Genomic DNA, 15,114 nt, shown 5'->3' on the forward strand with positions numbered 1-15,114 from the left:
CCTCTCTCATTGAATATTCATAATTATTTTACACATTTACACTATCAAAATAGGGATTTTAGTATACAATGCCGAAAATTCAGACAGAACAGCAAATTTAGGTTCTAAAGCAGAAAAATTTAGAATCCTAGAAGCTTACGGAAATAACTAGCGTATGATTGACTAACTGGTACTCTCTCACCATTATCCATCGAAAGTACAAAAGTAGAATGGGTATCAGGATAAATCGCTTTAATATGATTAACATTTACAATAAATGAACGGTGACATCTAATAAATGAATCTTTAGGAAGCAAGTATTCGAATTCTTGCAGAGAGTATTTATGTGTTCCTGATAACTCTTCTGAATTCACGTACGTCTTTTTATCTTTAGCCTCTAAATACATAACCTTTGAAAAAGGAACCGGAATCCAGCCATCTGTTGTTTTTAAAGTAACGACTGACTTTCCATCCGTTAAAGCTGGATAAATTGCCGTTACGCACCCTTCAAGCTTTCCATTGTTTGAAAATGGTACAGCCATTCCATGATAAGGAATACCAAAAACATCCCGATTCATAAACTCAGATGTTTTTTGATTCATCACCATCGCTTTATGAGCAATCGTTCCTTCCTTTATAGAATCCCCAGCGCTAATCTTTAAATCAATTCGTTTACTTGGCCGATAGTAAATATATTCTTTCGTATTCGAAACAGCAATTGAAATTTCATCTGAAAATAATTCACCAACAACATCTAGTAATAAACCTAATGTTCTATCTTCCATTCTATTAACACCTCATTCACTATTATACTACTATTATGAACGAGCATCTGTTGCTTTATAAAAAGTTTGATTTTAAATTATTTTTAAAATTAGTTTTATTCACTATTACTTCGTTACTACAAAAAGCCTCACTTCAGAAAAGTGAGGTTTCCTCTCATACAATATTTCTTTATTTTTTAACGACTATAGAATAAGATTTATTTTTTATTAAGTAAAGTGAATTTAAGAATTTATTGCCCGTATTTCTGTAAAATAAATAATCCCAAACTACAAACAGTTTGGGATTATCTTTCTCATTTATTATGCGCATCTAACCAAGAAATTAAATCTTTAAATACTTCATCCTTATTTACTTCATGAAACATTTCATGTCTACCATTTTCATATAAACGTAGTGTCACGTCTTTCACACCACATTTTTTATAGTTTTCATATACTTCTTTTACACCTTTCCCCATATCGCCAACAGGATCACGATCACCAGAAAATATATGTATTGGAAGATTCTTTGGCGTCTTCTTGTATTCTTCTAGTTTATTTACTTCTAATACACCAGAAAATAATTCTCGGTAAAAACTCGTCGTACAAATGAAACCACATAACGGATCCGCAATATATTTATCAACTTGATTATTATCTGAAGATAACCAATCAAATTTTGTACGATTTGGCTTAAAGTTCGAATTGAAGTTTCCGAAAGATAAAAAGTTTAGCATTGGACTTTTCGTTTTTGCACCACGCAATTTCATTTCGATTGTTGCTACTTTATGACCAATAGCTCCTAAAAGCCCTGGATTTCCACCTGTTCCTGAAATCAGAAATCCATCATATAATTCGCCTCTAAGTTGCACAGCACGTCTTGATAAAAAAGAACCCATACTATGGCCAAGTAAAAATAACGGGCATGTCTGCTCTTTTCTTACCGTTTCTGATACAAAAATAACATCAGACACAGCCTCATTCCAACCTACATTTGGTTTAAAATGACCATAATCTTCTTCTCTTTTCACTGTTTTCCCATGACCTTTATGATCATGTGCATAAACACCATACCCTGCTTCTAATAACGCAGCAATAAAGTCTGTATAAACACCTGCATGTTCTGTCATACCATGTGCAATTTGAATAATCCCTTTCGGTTTACCTTCTGGCAACCACTTGCGTAAATAAATTTCTGATCCATCCAATGCCGTAACGAAACTTTCCTGTACGTTCATTTCGTCAGCTCCCAACTCTATTATGTATCTTTAAAAATGAATATCGATTCATTTTTCTTACTATGTATTATATGCAATTGCCTTCATTATGACAAATGACTCCCTTTTCCAATTAGCTCAATAACTATTATGTTGACGAATCGAAAATAAAATTATATAGTTACTTACATAAAGTAACTATATAATTTTTAGGAGGTTTCTACTATTATGATGCCATCATTATTTTTAGCACATGGTTCGCCTATGCTCGCTATTCAAGATACAGACTATACACGATTTTTAAAAACACTTGGAGAAACATATAAACCGAAAGCAATTGTCATTTTCACTGCTCACTGGGAAAGTGAAGTATTAACGATTTCCTCATCAGATAACGAGTATGAAACAATTTATGATTTTGGAGGTTTTCCCCCTGAGTTATACGAAATCAAATATCGTGCGAAAGGCTCTTCTAGCATTGCATCTATGTTAGAAACAAAATTTAAGAACAAAGGTATTTCAGTCCATCATAATATGACGAGAGGTTTAGATCATGGTTCATGGACACTCCTGCACCGCATGTATCCAGAAGCAAATATTCCTGTCGTGCAAATATCAGTCAATCCATTCCTTTCTGCAAAAGAACAATTTGAAATTGGAGAAGCACTTAAAGGACTCGGACAAGAAGATATTTTAGTAATCGGGAGTGGTGTTACCGTCCATAACTTACGAGCTTTGAAATGGAATCAAACTACACCTGAAAAATGGGCAATTGAATTTGATGATTGGATTATTAAACATATGCAGCATAACGATAAAGATGCATTGTTTAATTGGGAGAAAAATGCTCCTCATGCACAATTAGCAGTACCAAGAGCAGAACATTTTGTTCCTTTATTTATCGCTATGGGAAGTGGTGAAAATAGCGGTGAAGTCATTCACCGTAGTTATGAGCTTGGTACATTAAGCTATCTATGTCTTAAATTTTAAAGAAAAGGATGAAGCAATCATTGCTTCACCCTTTTTTTATTCACTAAGTTAACTAACTTCCAAATGTTGTTTCTCTGATACCTCTTCGTTCTTATTATGAAAATAAACCCAGATACACGCAATAAATAGTAGTGATGATGTAGAGAGGAAAACATATTGGAAGCCTGCATGTGCTGCAATTTGCCCCCCGAGCACTGGACCAATCATATTTCCTAAAAACTGAAATGATTGATTATATCCAAATATCCGTCCCGTAACATGGGTTGGTGTATGTTGTTTTAGTAGAGTTTGTACGGAAGGTAATAATCCTGCTTGTGCGATACCTAATAAAAATCGAAGAATTAATAGGTGCCAAGCTGAGGTTACAAATGCTTGCGGGATAAAAATAATTCCTGCAGCAAATAACGCTACAACTAACGTTTTTTGAGGACCGATATGATCTGATAATCTTCCTAGTCTTGGTGCTGCCAAAATAACGGCTAATCCTGTTGCTGACATAACTGCTCCCGCAATTGTTTCAATATGTGCAGTATGAGGACCTACTAAATTTTTCACGTACAATGTAACAATTGGTTGAACTGACATATTAGCAAGTTGAATAATAAATGTTGTTACAAATAAACTAATAATTAAATGCTTCGCTGGGACCATCGTCCATACTTTTTTCGGCTGTGTTTTTTTTGCTTGAGCAGAGTGATTTTCTTCATGCAAGAAGAAAAAAACGATGAGAAAGGAAAGGAATAAAAAAGCTCCTGTAACAAGAAAGACATGACGCATTCCAATTAACTCAGACAAATATCCACCAAGTAATGGACCAAGTAAAGAACCGCTCACGCCACCAGTTGAAATTGTAGAAATTGCCCAACCTGAATGTTCTTTCGGAGTTTCTGCTGCAATAAATGTCATTGCGGTTGAAAGGAAACCAGATACTGCTCCCATTAAAAATCTTAGTGCGACTAATTGATATACATCCGTTACAAACCCCATAAGCGTCATAATAATCGCCATACCGAGGCTAGCACGAATAAGCATCAGTTTCCGTCCATGTATATCACCAAGCTTTCCCCATATTGGCGATACGATCGCACCCATTAAAAATGTTACACCAAATGCAAGTCCCGACCACTGTGCAATACTTGAAGTGCCAGTTACTCCTAATTCCTCAATATAAAAAGATAAGAAAGGAATTACTAAACTCATACCGGCTGCAGTGGTAAAACAACCTAGCCAACAAATCATTAAATTTCGTTTCCAGCTGGCCATTTTCACACCTTCTTTCTTTAGATACCCATTCTACACCCTTTCTTGTAAAAAGTTTAGTAATTTGCTTTTTATGCAAGATTTACTACAAAACCCGCTATTTTCTAGTAAAAACCACTACATCTCTACATCATTTTCATAATAAAACCAACTCCTCTATATGAAGTTGGTTACTTATTATCTATCGGTATTAAACGAGCATTACAATTTCTCTCGTAAAACTCAATGGGACCTGCTTGTCCAATAATCGCATATTCATATCCATCTTGCTTCATATTATATAAACAATGATACAATAATTCTTTTCCTACACCTTTCACACGATTTTGTTTCGCTATGCCCATTGGACCAAACAATCCTTTCTTTCCTCTCACTACATCGTAACAGGCGAAACCAACTATTACTTCCTCCTGCTGTGCAATATAGATAGGTAACTTTTCATTATATGTCCGATATCCGTAATCAACCGACTGTAACCACCGTTCACCAAATTCAGCCGCCACAAGTCGTGATAACTTATCAAAATCAGAAGGACTAGCTCTTCTTACATGACAAAATAATGTATTATAAATAGATTTAAAACTATTTAAATCAACCGCTAAGTCTCTCGGTGCAGCTGTAATACGTAATATATCTTTTTGCATTTGTGTATGTATAAATTCACCAATATCTGTATCTACACGAAATAATGCATACATAACATGTCCTTCATTGATTACTACTTGCTGAAAGCGTTCCATACGTTTCTTCGCTATTTGTAAAATTTCTATCGCCTTATAAGATAGTTTATATTGTCCTATTTTTTTATACTCTTGATGATGTAAATCGAATCGTTTTCGTAACGAAAGTTTTTCTAAAAAATCTGGACCGACTTTATGAAACAAATACATAAATAACTCAGCGCAAACTCCTGTACCTTCTTTACACATACCTATGAACAGATGGACTGGTTGAATTATGTTATACTCACTCTCTTCTGCTGCAATCTCCAATATTTTATGCACACGTTTTGTAAATTGAAATTCCTCCATATGTGTTTCCACCCTCTACTAATTTACTAACAAACCGTAACCATAAATAATTGAAACAATTACACCTACTACCAATATACCTGGAAGTAAATTTGCCACCTTGATTTTAATAATACTAAGCAAGTTCAATCCAATAGCAGATATCATAATGCCGCCCGTAGCCGTCATCTCCACTATAAATTGGTTCATTAATTCTTCCGGGACAAAACTATTAATTTGTGTTGCAAAAACTGCAATACCACCTTCATATAAAACAACTGGAATCGCCGAAAATACTACGCCAATTCCTAGAGTTGTCGTTAATATAATAGAAATAAATCCATCGATAATTGCCTTGGTAAATAAAATATTATGATTTCCGCGAATCCCACTGTCAAGTGCACCAAGTATCCCCATCGCACCAATTGCAAAAATTAAAGTAGCTGTTACAAAACCTTCTGATATGCTTCCTTTCCCCTTCGATCCAACTTTATTTTCTAGCCAATCCCCTAAATTTTTTAACTTTTCTTCTAATTGTAACCACTCTCCAATTACCGTACCAATCACTAAACTCAGTATGACAACAAGAAAGTTTTCACTTTTTAATGCCATTTGAAGCCCAAGCACAGTAACCGCTAAACCGATTGCGTGCATTATCGTCCCTTTCATACTTTCTGGAATCCTACTAAATAATTTACCAAGTAAAGTACCAAATATAATACAAATTCCATTTACAACTGCTCCTAATATAACCATTTCTCATTCTTCACCCTTCGAATTCTTTATTTCTATATTTTGGTTTATACATTGATTTACAGGTTATCTATATGTTAACTTAATATTGAGAATATTAACAAATGTTTTCCACTACATAACCCGCTGTTTTTTTGTAACTTTAATTACCTTTAATAGATTCAGTGTTAATTTAATTGCGGGATAATATTAAAAGGGAAGGTATATATGAAAACTTTACTAAAACGATTTTTGTTAATAGCCTTTTTCATTACACCGATTGTTTTATTAATCAATTACTCTTTTATTTCAAAAGCAAAAGACAAACCCGATTTACAAAACAAATCTAGTAAAACCGCTTCAAAAAGCGAAAAGAAAATAGAAGACCAAGAAATCACACTCACCTTCTCTGGTGATACAATGTTTGATTGGCAATTACGTCCTATAATCGAAAAGAATGGGGCTGATTACCCATTCCAACATGTAAAAGAAGAAATAAAAAAAGCTGATATTTCTTTTGTGAATTTAGAATCGGCATTTACAACGAAAGAAAAGAAAGCACCTGGGCAACTCTTTTGGATTAAAAGTGATCCATCTACACTACAAGCTATTAAAAACACTGGATATGACATCGTAAATATTGGGAATAACCACACACTTGATTATGGGCAAGATGGATTATTAGATACGATTTCTCACGTAGAAAAATTAAAGTTCCCTTACATTGGAGCCGGAAAAAATGCGAAAGATACATATACAGCACGAGAAATGACCGTAAAAGGGAAAAAGTTTAAATTTCTTTCCTTCGTTCGATTTATGCCTGATTCTAATTGGGTAGCTGGTGAGAATAAACCTGGCGTTGCGAATGGCTATGATTTAAATCTTGTAACAAAAACAATTAAAGAACAAAAACAAGATGCAGACTATTTAATCGTCTATATGCATTGGGGCGTTGAAAAATCAAACCGTCCGGTAGAATACCAAAAGCAATATGTACCTAAAATGGTTGAAGCAGGAGCTAACGCGATTGTCGGAAGCCATCCACATTGGTTACAAGGGTTTGAGTATTATAATAAAGTTCCTATCGCTTACTCATTAGGTAACTTTTTATTCCCAAGTTATGTGAATGGAAAAAGCGCCGAAACTGGCGTATTAACTTTAACTTTTAAAGGAAAGGATGTCCAAATGTCATTCAATCCTTATATCATTCGCAACAACCAAGTTTCCCCTGTAAATGAGGAAGAAAAGAAAAAAGCTCTTCAATATTTACAAACAATTTCAACTGATGTAGAAATTGTTGATACAGGGAAAATAAAAAATAAACGAAACTAGACAGCTCAAGATCTATTTCTCTGTAATCTACTTTACAGAATAGGTGATAAACATGCTGAAAAACTTATTAGAAAATGTAAGTTTGTTAGAAAATATTTATAAAATGTCTATAGCCGTTCTACTTTTATGTTCAGTTTTTTCTGTTAGATTTCTAAAAAAAATAAAACGCGAACGAAAACTTACTACCTTTGAATTTACTATGTATGTAATTATTCGCATTGCGATATTTTTTTGGTTAACTAGCTTTATTCTTCTTGAATTTAATGAGTATCTAGTTTAACTATAAAAAAGATAGAACAAGCACTATATTTCTTTGCTTGTATCTATCTTTTTTATTTAGATGCTTATTCTTCCCTTCTATTAAATAAGCAAATCAAACAAAACAGGGTTTTTATTAAGCTCCATAAATTGAATATTATTTTCTTTAAAGCGAGTAATTAATTGCTCATAATCTTCTTTATGTTTTAACTCTACTCCGACTAATGCTGGACCATTTTCCTTATTATGTTTCTTAATATACTCAAAACGAGTAATATCATCTTCTGGCCCCAATCCTTTATCAAGAAATTCTCTTAACGCGCCTGAACGCTGTGGGAATTCAATGATGAAATAATGCTTTAACCCTTCGTAAATGAGAGATCGTTCTTTCATTTCTTGCATTCTATCAATGTCATTATTTCCACCACTTAGCGTACATACAACTGTTTTACCTTTTATTTCATCCCTGTATAAATCAAGTGCTGCAATAGAGAGTGCACCAGCCGGTTCAGCTACAATCGCATTTTTCTTATACAGTTCTAAAATCGTCGTACAAACTTTCCCCTCTGGTACTAAAACGATGTCATCAATTACATCTTTACAAGTTTCAAAAGTTAACTTTCCTACCTTTTTAACCGCTGCCCCATCAACAAAACTATCTATTTTCTCTAATGCGACATTATCATTTTGAAGAAAAGCCTCTTTCATAGAGGCAGCTCCCATCGGTTCTACACCAATAACCTTTGTAGTAGGACTAACACCTTTTACATATGTACCAACACCTGATGCTAATCCACCACCGCCGATTGCCGTAAAGATATAATCAACCGGTTTCTCCATATCATGCATAATTTCAACTGCCACTGTCCCTTGACCAGCAACTACATACGGATCATCAAACGGATGAACAAATGTCATTCTATTTTCTTCACAATAACACTGTGCTTCTTGGAAAGAGCTATCGAATGTATCACCAACTAATACAATCTCTGCGAAATCACCACCGAAAAATTGTACTTGTGATACTTTTTGTTTCGGTGTTGTTGTGGGCATAAATATTTTCGACGGAATCTTCAATAAATTACATGTATAAGCAACTCCTTGCGCATGATTACCAGCACTTGCACAAACAACACCGTTTTGTAACTTTTCTTTCGGTAAACTTTGAATCAAATTGTATGCACCACGAATTTTGAAAGAGCGAATTAATTGTAAATCTTCTCGTTTTACATAAACGTCACAATCATATTTCTCAGATAAAACTGTATCACGTTGTAACGGTGTTTTAATAACGATATCTTTCATGCAATTATGAGCCATTAAGATATCTTCAATTTTCACTCTCTCCTTTACCTTTTGCACCATTATATATCATCCTTATCTCTTTTAAATTGGCTCAATCAAAATGTGGGATTTTCAGAACAGCCCCTGTATTCGCCGATGTTACCATTTGTGCATAACGTCCAAGCCAGCCAGTTTTCACTTTCGGTTCTGGTCGTTTCCATTCTTTTTTACGCTTATCTAATTCTTCATTACTCACTCTTACTTCTAGCAAGCGTTCTTCAACATCAATACATACAATATCCCCTTGTTCAAGAAGTGCGATTGTTCCACCAGCTGCTGCTTCTGGTGAAATATGTCCTACTGAAATTCCACGTGAAGCTCCAGAGAAACGTCCATCCGTTAATAATGCAACCTCAGCACCTAATCCCATTCCAGCAATTGCTGATGTTGGTGCTAACATTTCTGGCATACCAGGGCCACCTCTTGGTCCTTCGTAACGAATGACAACTACATCTCCTTTTTTCACTTTCCCAAGCATAATGCCAGCAAGTGCCTCATCTTGTGAATTAAAAATAACGCAAGGTCCTTCAAAACGCTTTACCTCTGTTGCACCGCTTTTAATAACCGCTCCATCTTTCGCAAGGTTGCCTTTTAATATACGCAATCCTCCTTCCTCACTATGAGGGTTTTCAAGAGAGTGAATAACTTCCTTATCTTTAATCTCTGCCTCAGCAATATTTTCTCTTAATGTTTGCCCAGTAGCAGTTATTCGATCAAGATGAAGTACTCCTTCTTTCCGGCTCATCTCTTTCAAAATTGCACTAATCCCGCCCGCACGATCAATATCTTCCATATGCCAATTGGAAGCAGGGCTTACTTTACATAAATGTGGTACACGTCTTGAAACGGCATCAATACGGTTCATATCGTAATCTAATCCAGCCTCTTGCGCGAGCGCCAATGTATGCAACACTGTATTTGTTGAACCGCCCATCGCCATATCAAGCGCAAACGCATCATCAATTGCTTCTTCCGTTACAATGTCTCTTGGTTTAATATCTCTTTCAATTAAAATTTTCAATTTCTCTGCTGCTTGTTTAATTAACTCTTCACGTCTTGGATCAATTGCTAAAATACTCCCGTTACCAGGAAGAGCTAAACCTAACACTTCACATAAACAATTCATAGAGTTCGCGGTAAACATACCCGAACAAGAGCCACAAGATGGACAGCCATGATCTTCAATATCTTTTAATTCTTCTTCTGAAATTTTCCCAGATTGATAAGCTCCTACTCCTTCAAAAACGGAACTCAGATCAACAACTTCTCCTTTAGATGTTTTTCCTGCTGCCATTGGGCCGCCTGAAACAAACACAGTCGGAATATTAATACGTAGTGCAGCCATCATCATACCTGGTGTAATTTTGTCACAGTTTGGAATACAAATCATGCCGTCAAACCAGTGTGCATTTACAACCGTTTCTACTGAATCTGCAATTATTTCACGACTCGGAAGAGAATAACGCATACCGATATGTCCCATCGCAATACCATCGTCAACTCCAATTGTATTGAATTCGAATGGTACCATACCTGCCGCACGAACTGCCTCTTTTACAAGTTTCCCAAACTCGTTCAAGTGTTTATGCCCTGGAATAATTTCAATAAAAGAATTACAAATCGCTATGAAAGGTTTATCAAAATCTTCATCTTTCAAACCAGTTGCTTTTAATAAACTACGGTGCGGCGCTTTATCAAAACCTTTTTTAATCATGTCACTTCTCATCTTGTCAAATCCCCTCTTACATATTTTTCATTTATACTCTCTTACTCTATTTCTTTACTAATTCTTTCGGTGCATGAATCCAACTCATCATTTCACGAAGCTCTGCTCCCACTTTTTCTAATTGATGATTTTGTTCTGCTTTTTTCATTGCGTTATACGTCGGACGCCCTGCTTGATTTTCTAAAATCCATTTCTTCGCAAATTCACCTTGCTGAATTTCTGTCAGAACACGCTTCATTTCCTTCTTCGTTTCATCTGTAACAATTCTCGATCCTGTTACATAATCTCCAAATTCTGCCGTATCTGAAATAGAATGGCGCATATTCGTTAATCCACCTTCGTACATTAAGTCAACAATTAGCTTTAATTCATGCAAACATTCAAAGTATGCAATTTCAGGACGACATCCACCTTCCGTTAACGTTTCGAACCCGGCCTTCACAAGTGCAGTTACCCCGCCGCAAAGTACAGCTTGCTCACCGAATAAATCCGTTTCGGTTTCTTCTTGGAATGTCGTTTCAATTACACCCGCACGTGTACAACCTACACCTTTTGCATACGCTAATGCTACATGTAGCGCTGTTCCCGTCGCATCTTGATGCACTGCGACTAATGCCGGAACACCATTTCCTTCTTGATATACACGGCGAACGAGATGACCTGGACTTTTTGGCGCAACCATTGCTACATCTACGTAACTTGGCGGATTAATTTGGCCGAAGTGAATGTTAAATCCATGTGAGAAAAGTAACATTTGTCCTTCACGGAGATTCTCTTCTACTTCTGATTTATATACATGTGCTTGCTGTTCATCTGGCAATAACATTTGTACAACTTGTGCGGTTCGAACCGCTTCTGAAACAGACATTACTTCAAATCCATCTACTTTTGCTACTTCATACGATTTACCAGGTCTAACACCAACTACAACTTCCACACCTGAATCACGTAAATTTTGTGCCTGCGCATGCCCTTGAGATCCATAACTAATTACCGCAACTGTTTTCCCTTGTAATAACTCTACATTTGCATCTTTCTCATAATACGTTTTCATACTCCATACACCCCTTATAATTTATTTACTTGCAGTACATCAATTAATTTTTTCAACTGACTAACAAGTAATGTCGCTTCATTTTCAGTACAAACTGCTGTGAGTTTCATTTCAGAAACGCCACTCGTATCTCTTTCGTTTAAATGTAAAGAAGAAATATAATAGCCACGCCGAGCAAAAATTCCACTTATACGTAATAAGACACTTGGCTCGTTATGAATAACGAGTGAAAAAGTATGACTCATTCTTCCCACCTCTTCATAATCATTTCGTTATTCCCTTTGTTTGGCGGAACCATCGGAAATACGTTTTCACCTTCTTCTACACAAAAATCAACTACGACAGGACCTTCGTGAGCAAATGCTTCTAACACCACTTGTTTCGCCTCTGTTGAATTTGTCGCCCTTAATCCCTTCACTCCATAAGCTTCTGCCACTTTCACAAAATCTGGTGAGCCAATTTTTGACTCTGATAAACGATTTTCATAAAACATTTCTTGCCATTGCCTTACCATCCCTAAAAATCTGTTATTTATAATAAATACTTTTACAGGGATGTTATTTTCAGCAATTGTTTGTAGTTCTTGAATGTTCATTTGAAAAGAAGCATCACCTGCAATACAAACGACGAGTTCTTCTTCTTTTGCAAGCTGAGCACCAATTGCCGCTGGGAACCCAAACCCCATTGTTCCTAATCCTCCAGAGGTAAGGAACGTCCGAGGTTTTCTTGCTTTATAGAAGTGAGCAGCCCACATTTGATGCTGTCCTACTTCTGTTGTGACAATCGCTTCACCATTCGTTAATTCACTTACTAAGTTGATCACATGCTGTGGTTTTAACTCAGATTCTTTTTGCTTATAAGAAAGTGGATATTCTTCTTTCCATGCCTTTACTTTCTGAAGCCATTCATCTGTTTGTGTATAAATAGACATATGTAACAACATGTGTAACGCTTTTTTCACATCACCAACAATCGGATGCTCTACAGTTACATTTTTATGAAACTCAGAAGGATCAATATCAATATGTACTTTTTTCGAGTGCGGAGAAAAAAGTTCTAATTTCCCTGTTACACGATCATCGAAGCGAACACCTAATGCAAGTAGTAAATCACATTCTGTTACCGCCATATTAGCAGCGTATGTCCCATGCATACCAAGCATCCCTAGAAACAATGGATCTCCCGGTGGATATGCACCAAGTCCCATTAAAGTTGAAACGACTGGAATACGGTTCTCCCTTGCGAATTCGAAGAGTTCATCGGATCCACCTGAATGAATGACACCTCCTCCAATATAAAGAAGTGGACGCTTTGATTTTGAAATTGCTTTAGCCACCTCTCTAAGTTTCATGCTGTCTGGTACAAGTTCTGGTTTGTACCCCGGAATATCAACTTCTTCATTAAAGAAACTGGTGACTTTTGCATTTTGAACATCTTTTGGAATATCGATTAATACTGGTCCCGGTCGTCCGCTTTTGGCGATGTAAAAAGCTTCTTGCACAATTCGTGATACATGATTTACATCACGAACTTGGTAATTATGCTTCGTAACAGGTACTGTAATTCCGACAACATCCGCTTCTTGAAATCCATCTTTACCAATTAAAGGCGTTGCAACTTGGCCGGTAATGACAACTAAAGGAATCGAATCCATATAAGCGTCTGCTAAGCCCGTAACTAAATTTGTCGCCCCTGGGCCAGAGGTAGCAAAGACTACCCCGACCTTCCCAGAAGCTCTCGCATATCCTTCAGCCGCATGAATGGCAGCTTGTTCATGACGAGTTAAAACATGTTTCAAACCACTTTCGTATAACGCATCGTATACTGGTAAAATCGCTCCGCCTGGATAGCCGAAAACGGTCGTTACACCCAATTTCTTCAAACCTTGAATCACGTGCCCAGCGCCTGTCATTTCTTCACACTGTAACTTCTCATACGCTGTATACTGCTGCTTCATTTCAATTAACTCCTCTCCTTATTTATGCTAAGCTTTCCGTCAGCCCGGGAACACGTACTCCTCTTTCTCTCGTTAATTTTTTAAATTCTTCGGTCAATTGTTTCGTTACACTTCCTGGTTTCCCATCTCCAATTTCTCTCGAATCAACTTTTACAACTGGAATTAACTCCGCTGCTGTTCCTGTTAAAAATACTTCATCCGCTACATATACGTCATGGCGAGTGAATGGTCTTTCCTCACACGGAATACTCAGTCGTTCACATAGCTCGATAACACTATTTCTCGTAATACCTTCTAATGCCCCTAAATAGGATGGCGGGGTTAATACTTTTCCATCTTTCACAACGAAAACATTATCGCCAGAACCTTCACAAACATATCCTTGTTGATTTAACATAAGAGCCTCTAACACTCCTGCTTGTGCCGCCTCAATTTTTACAAGTACGTTATTTAAATAATTCATTGACTTAATACGTGGATCTAACGCGTCTGGCGTATTACGTCTTGATGCAACAGATACAACGCTTAGCCCATTATCATAAAATTCTTGTGGAAATAACTTTAATTGTTCTGCAATGATAATTACGCTCGGCTTCACACAACTTCTCGGATCGAGTCCTAAGTCACCTTTTCCTCTTGAGACAATTAAGCGAATATAAGCATCAGCGTATTCATTTTTTTGGAGTGTATGTAAAACTGCTTCTTCCATTTCTTCTACCGTCATTGGAATTGTTAGTAAAATAGATTTCGCTGATTCATACAATCGTTTCACATGTTCTTTTAAACAAAATACATTTCCTCCGTAACTACGAATCCCTTCAAATACACCGTCTCCGTATAAAAAACCGTGATCATACACTGAAACAACTGCCTTTTCTTTTTCTACAAATTCCCCATTCATGTAAATGTACTGGTTTCCCATCTCACATCGCTCCTCTTTTTTCTCTATTTTTGCAATCTATTTCTACATCGATTGCTGAGATGAGTAATTTTAACAGAATATTCAGTATATAAACCTTAAAAATATACTCGTCTCAACAATCGATTACTTACATACTTGTAGCAATCCATTGCTGAGACGAGGGAATCGTGGTACCACTCAGCTTCCTTATACTTCTCACGAAATATAAGCTCTGCAAGTCCAATTAGACTTTTGTTTTTCTATCGGGAACAACCCCGCTACTTTTTACTAGTTTTCAAAAGTAGTGCTCCAAGGTGATTTTCAATGAGTGAATTGTTACCACCCTCACAGCCTCGGGGCAGCTCTCTGAAACAATCTTTATCATTTACTCTCCTCTTCTACGCATTCTCTTCTTCTATTTTTAAAAATAAAAACTCTCGCCTCAGCAATCAACTACTACAATTTAGTAGCTTTGATTGCTGAGGCGAGAGTTTCGCGTTACCACTCAGCTTCCTTATACTTCTCACGAAATATAAGCTTTGTAGGTCCAATCAGACCTCCGTCCTTTTACCGGAGACGATGCCGCCGCC

The 15,114-nt window shown here is 36.4% G+C and carries 14 protein-coding genes and 1 other annotated feature; of the genes, 3 read left to right on the plus strand and 11 right to left on the minus strand.

Annotation, left to right across the window (positions count from 1 at the left end; genetic code table 11):
• Nucleotides 1-119: 119 nt before the first annotated feature.
• Both QCI79_RS03525 and QCI79_RS03530 read right to left on the minus strand, forming a co-directional pair.
• Nucleotides 120-764, minus strand: coding sequence for a LytTR family DNA-binding domain-containing protein (locus QCI79_RS03525; protein WP_000390208.1), 645 nt, complete (start codon nucleotides 762-764; stop codon nucleotides 120-122).
• A 293-nt stretch (nucleotides 765-1,057) separates the two neighbouring features.
• Nucleotides 1,058-1,981 (minus strand): alpha/beta hydrolase, encoded by a 924-nt coding sequence (locus tag QCI79_RS03530; protein WP_001102598.1) that lies wholly within the window; start codon nucleotides 1,979-1,981, stop codon nucleotides 1,058-1,060.
• 207 nt (nucleotides 1,982-2,188) lie between these two features.
• Between QCI79_RS03530 and QCI79_RS03535 the strand changes: the two genes are divergently transcribed.
• Nucleotides 2,189-2,950: a DODA-type extradiol aromatic ring-opening family dioxygenase gene (locus QCI79_RS03535; protein WP_000982910.1), complete on the plus strand. Its 762-nt coding sequence runs from the start codon at nucleotides 2,189-2,191 to the stop codon at nucleotides 2,948-2,950.
• Between the two features lie 48 nt (nucleotides 2,951-2,998).
• Here QCI79_RS03535 and QCI79_RS03540 read toward each other — a convergent pair whose 3' ends face one another.
• From QCI79_RS03540 to QCI79_RS03550, 3 genes are all read right to left on the minus strand, one after another.
• Nucleotides 2,999-4,213 (minus strand): multidrug efflux MFS transporter, encoded by a 1,215-nt coding sequence (locus QCI79_RS03540; RefSeq protein WP_000179299.1) that lies wholly within the window; start codon nucleotides 4,211-4,213, stop codon nucleotides 2,999-3,001.
• Nucleotides 4,214-4,380: 167 nt separating this feature from the next.
• Nucleotides 4,381-5,241, minus strand: coding sequence for a GNAT family N-acetyltransferase (locus QCI79_RS03545; RefSeq protein WP_021728695.1), 861 nt, complete (start codon nucleotides 5,239-5,241; stop codon nucleotides 4,381-4,383).
• A gap of 18 nt (nucleotides 5,242-5,259) precedes the next feature.
• Nucleotides 5,260-5,976: a DUF554 domain-containing protein gene (locus tag QCI79_RS03550; protein ID WP_000236039.1), complete on the minus strand. Its 717-nt coding sequence runs from the start codon at nucleotides 5,974-5,976 to the stop codon at nucleotides 5,260-5,262.
• Nucleotides 5,977-6,180: 204 nt separating this feature from the next.
• Here QCI79_RS03550 and QCI79_RS03555 point away from each other — a divergent pair, with 204 nt between their 5' ends.
• Both QCI79_RS03555 and QCI79_RS03560 read left to right on the plus strand, forming a co-directional pair.
• A complete protein-coding gene (locus tag QCI79_RS03555) occupies nucleotides 6,181-7,284 on the plus strand; it encodes a CapA family protein (protein WP_021728694.1) in 1,104 nt (367 codons plus the stop codon).
• Nucleotides 7,285-7,336: 52 nt separating this feature from the next.
• The gene (locus QCI79_RS03560) at nucleotides 7,337-7,564 is read left to right on the plus strand and encodes a hypothetical protein (RefSeq protein ID WP_000916802.1); all 228 of its coding nucleotides are present in this window, start codon (nucleotides 7,337-7,339) and stop codon (nucleotides 7,562-7,564) included.
• Between the two features lie 80 nt (nucleotides 7,565-7,644).
• Here the strand turns inward: QCI79_RS03560 and ilvA are convergent, their stop codons facing one another.
• The 6 genes from ilvA to ilvE are packed head-to-tail and all read right to left on the minus strand — an operon-like array spanning nucleotide 7,645 to nucleotide 14,545.
• On the minus strand, nucleotides 7,645-8,907 hold the full coding sequence (gene ilvA, locus QCI79_RS03565; protein ID WP_000250323.1) for a threonine ammonia-lyase IlvA: 1,263 nt from the start codon (nucleotides 8,905-8,907) through the stop codon (nucleotides 7,645-7,647).
• Nucleotides 8,908-8,938: 31 nt separating this feature from the next.
• On the minus strand, nucleotides 8,939-10,612 hold the full coding sequence (gene ilvD, locus QCI79_RS03570; RefSeq protein ID WP_001255818.1) for a dihydroxy-acid dehydratase: 1,674 nt from the start codon (nucleotides 10,610-10,612) through the stop codon (nucleotides 8,939-8,941).
• 46 nt (nucleotides 10,613-10,658) lie between these two features.
• Nucleotides 10,659-11,666, minus strand: coding sequence for a ketol-acid reductoisomerase (ilvC, locus tag QCI79_RS03575; RefSeq protein WP_021728693.1), 1,008 nt, complete (start codon nucleotides 11,664-11,666; stop codon nucleotides 10,659-10,661).
• 14 nt (nucleotides 11,667-11,680) lie between these two features.
• Nucleotides 11,681-11,911 (minus strand): ACT domain-containing protein, encoded by a 231-nt coding sequence (locus QCI79_RS03580; RefSeq protein ID WP_000019916.1) that lies wholly within the window; start codon nucleotides 11,909-11,911, stop codon nucleotides 11,681-11,683.
• Nucleotides 11,908-13,623, minus strand: coding sequence for an acetolactate synthase large subunit (ilvB, locus tag QCI79_RS03585; RefSeq protein ID WP_000813474.1), 1,716 nt, complete (start codon nucleotides 13,621-13,623; stop codon nucleotides 11,908-11,910). Before ilvB ends, QCI79_RS03580 begins: the two co-directional genes overlap by 4 nt.
• A 22-nt stretch (nucleotides 13,624-13,645) precedes the next feature.
• The gene (ilvE, locus tag QCI79_RS03590; protein WP_000528156.1) at nucleotides 13,646-14,545 is read right to left on the minus strand and encodes a branched-chain-amino-acid transaminase; all 900 of its coding nucleotides are present in this window, start codon (nucleotides 14,543-14,545) and stop codon (nucleotides 13,646-13,648) included.
• 149 nt (nucleotides 14,546-14,694) lie between these two features.
• Nucleotides 14,695-14,934: a binding site (T-box leader), on the minus strand.
• Between the last annotated feature and the right edge of the window lie 180 nt (nucleotides 14,935-15,114).

Source organism: Bacillus cereus group sp. MG1, from assembly GCF_040460035.1.
In the GTDB taxonomy this organism is placed as follows: domain Bacteria; phylum Bacillota; class Bacilli; order Bacillales; family Bacillaceae_G; genus Bacillus_A; species Bacillus_A cereus.

What these genes read in the sequence shown, in the direction of transcription:
- ilvD (WP_001255818.1), bottom strand. Translation starts at nt 10,612, where the DNA reads ATGAGAAGTGACATGATTAAAAAAGGTTTTGATAAAGCGCCGCACCGT.
- QCI79_RS03525 (WP_000390208.1), bottom strand. Translation starts at nt 764, where the DNA reads ATGGAAGATAGAACATTAGGTTTATTACTAGATGTTGTTGGTGAATTA.
- QCI79_RS03545 (WP_021728695.1), bottom strand. Translation starts at nt 5,241, where the DNA reads ATGGAGGAATTTCAATTTACAAAACGTGTGCATAAAATATTGGAGATT.
- QCI79_RS03555 (WP_021728694.1), top strand. Translation starts at nt 6,181, where the DNA reads ATGAAAACTTTACTAAAACGATTTTTGTTAATAGCCTTTTTCATTACA.
- QCI79_RS03560 (WP_000916802.1), top strand. Translation starts at nt 7,337, where the DNA reads ATGCTGAAAAACTTATTAGAAAATGTAAGTTTGTTAGAAAATATTTAT.
- QCI79_RS03540 (WP_000179299.1), bottom strand. Translation starts at nt 4,213, where the DNA reads ATGGCCAGCTGGAAACGAAATTTAATGATTTGTTGGCTAGGTTGTTTT.
- QCI79_RS03535 (WP_000982910.1), top strand. Translation starts at nt 2,189, where the DNA reads ATGATGCCATCATTATTTTTAGCACATGGTTCGCCTATGCTCGCTATT.
- ilvA (WP_000250323.1), bottom strand. Translation starts at nt 8,907, where the DNA reads ATGGTGCAAAAGGTAAAGGAGAGAGTGAAAATTGAAGATATCTTAATG.
- QCI79_RS03530 (WP_001102598.1), bottom strand. Translation starts at nt 1,981, where the DNA reads ATGAACGTACAGGAAAGTTTCGTTACGGCATTGGATGGATCAGAAATT.
- ilvE (WP_000528156.1), bottom strand. Translation starts at nt 14,545, where the DNA reads ATGGGAAACCAGTACATTTACATGAATGGGGAATTTGTAGAAAAAGAA.
- ilvB (WP_000813474.1), bottom strand. Translation starts at nt 13,623, where the DNA reads ATGAAGCAGCAGTATACAGCGTATGAGAAGTTACAGTGTGAAGAAATG.
- QCI79_RS03550 (WP_000236039.1), bottom strand. Translation starts at nt 5,976, where the DNA reads ATGGTTATATTAGGAGCAGTTGTAAATGGAATTTGTATTATATTTGGT.
- QCI79_RS03580 (WP_000019916.1), bottom strand. Translation starts at nt 11,911, where the DNA reads ATGAGTCATACTTTTTCACTCGTTATTCATAACGAGCCAAGTGTCTTA.
- ilvC (WP_021728693.1), bottom strand. Translation starts at nt 11,666, where the DNA reads ATGAAAACGTATTATGAGAAAGATGCAAATGTAGAGTTATTACAAGGG.